The organism is Autumnicola edwardsiae, from assembly GCF_031846505.1.
Taxonomy (GTDB): Bacteria; Bacteroidota; Bacteroidia; order Flavobacteriales; family Flavobacteriaceae; genus Autumnicola; species Autumnicola edwardsiae.
This window is the reverse complement of the sequence record NZ_JAVRHP010000210.1, coordinates 1-2,026: the sequence shown is the minus strand read 5'-3', so window position 1 is coordinate 2,026 and position 2,026 is coordinate 1. Positions and strand designations below refer to the sequence as shown.

Below are 2,026 nucleotides of genomic sequence, written 5' to 3'. Positions count from 1 at the left end.
ATCAAAAGGGGCGCATCCATAATAGGTTCTGCCGGAAGTGGAAAGACAGAAAGCGTGGTGTATGGATTTCTAAAACATTTCCAGAATGAGGGCTTTTGTGGAATCATTCACGACTACAAGGATTTTGAACTGACCGAAATGGCATATCCACTTTTTAAGGATAGCGATATCCCGTTTAAGGTCATTTCCTTTGATAAAATCATCCACAGGGTAAATCCTATTGCACCACGTTATTTAGAGAATGAGGAAAGCGTAAATGAGGTGTCAAGGGTATTAATTGAAAATCTTCTGGAACAAAGAGAAAGTGGAACAACAGGAACAACAAAATTCTTTAACGATGCTGCCGAAGGTTTGATTGGTGGTTTGATTTGGAAGCTGAAAACCGACTATTCCAACTACTGTACGCTACCACATTTGATAGCGATTTATCAATTATTGGACACAGATAGCCTTATTCAGTTTTTGGAGACCAATACCACATCGAGGGCAATGGCAGATGCATTTATTAGTGGTAAGGATTCTGATAGGCAGACCGCTGGTGTAAAAAGCACCTTGGCCAATGCGCTGAAACGAATTAGTACACAGCGCATTTTTATGGCATTATCCGCAGACGAAGTGGCACTAAATATTAATAGCGAGGATAATCCAGCAATCATTTCAGTAGTAAATAATCCAAAATATGAAACATCCTATTCGCCTGTTGTTGCAACCATTATTCACACTATTACCAAGCAAATGAGCGTACGCGGTCAGAGATCGTCTTTTTTATTGATGGAAGAAGCACCTACCATCCGATTACTGAATATGCACCGCATTCCGGCAACTCTCAGAAGTTATGATATTGCTACTGTTTATGTAATGCAGGACAAAATTCAGAATGATATGATGTATGGCGATAAGGCAAGCAAAGCGATTTTGAGCAACCTATCCTACCAGTTCTTCGGAAAGGTCAATGACCCAGATACGGCTAAATATTACGAGCGTTTTTTTGAAATCATTAAAGACCCGACGAAAAGTATCAGTCGTGGCCATAATCTCGATTTTGATACTCGTATTACGACTGGCGAAAAAGAAATCCCAAAGATTAGAGCGGACGTTTTTTTTAGATTGAAACAAGGCGAGTTTATTACCTATGCCGATGGTAAGGATAAGAAAGTGCAGTTTAAATTGTCAAGAATACAGCGGCAATTACCTGAAGAATCCATGCAATTTTCTCAGGCGGATTTAGAGACTAATTTTGAGCGGATTTATGATGAGGCGAGGTCAATATTTGGATAAATCAAAAGCCATACTTATCCTTTCTTAGCCTAAATGCCTTTTCACCACCTTCCATAACTGACGTAATTTCGTTCTTTATTTCTTTCGCATCAATAGCACCTTCTGCTTTAATAACACCCCTTGTTTGTGAGCTGGCATCCTTATAATCACAGCAGATAACTAATTCAGCATCACCATTAACTACTAAATTGGCATTATGGCTTGTGAAGACTAATTGTCTTTTCTTTTTTGCGTTCCAAATATTTCGGATTATCGAATCGATAGCTCGATTATCAATGTCGTCTTCTGGCTGGTCAAGTAACAAGGGCATTCCCGGTTGATTAAGTAGAACTGTAAGAAGTGCAGTAGCTTGTTGTCCAGCAGAAGCATCTCGAAAAGGAATTTCATCGCCGAGCTCATTATTGGTTGTATAAAAAAATTCCGGATTGAATTCCAATTCGGTTGCTGTTAATTGCAACCAATCATCGGTTGAAATTTTAGAATGAATTTTTAGTTTATGGTCTTCGGTAAAACCTGTTGAATCTAAAATTGGCGTTAAAGGTAAATCTTCTGGATTATCTTCGTCCAGCTTAAATTCAGCTAATAGTCTTAGTTCTTCGGAAACGGATATGAATTCAGAAATGGGGTCTGCTTTACTGCGAACATTTTCCAATAGTGCATCTATTCGTTCTTCTCTAATCCTAGTCCCTTCAAGTATTGAACGCAATTTTTCCTTGAAATTCGCAAGATTAATGTTCTTCGTAACTAC

The 2,026-nt window shown here is 38.6% G+C and carries 2 protein-coding genes; one reads left to right on the top strand and one right to left on the bottom strand.

What is annotated here, in order from left to right:
- Window positions 1–1,278 (top strand): type IV secretory system conjugative DNA transfer family protein (locus tag RM529_RS17045; RefSeq protein ID WP_311485950.1); only part of this gene is annotated, 1,278 nt, incomplete at its 5' end.
- Window position 1,279: 1 nt separating this feature from the next.
- On the opposite strand, the gene RM529_RS17040 is transcribed toward RM529_RS17045, so the two are convergent.
- On the bottom strand, window positions 1,280–2,026 hold a 747-nt coding region (locus RM529_RS17040; RefSeq protein WP_311485949.1), incomplete at its 5' end, for an AAA family ATPase.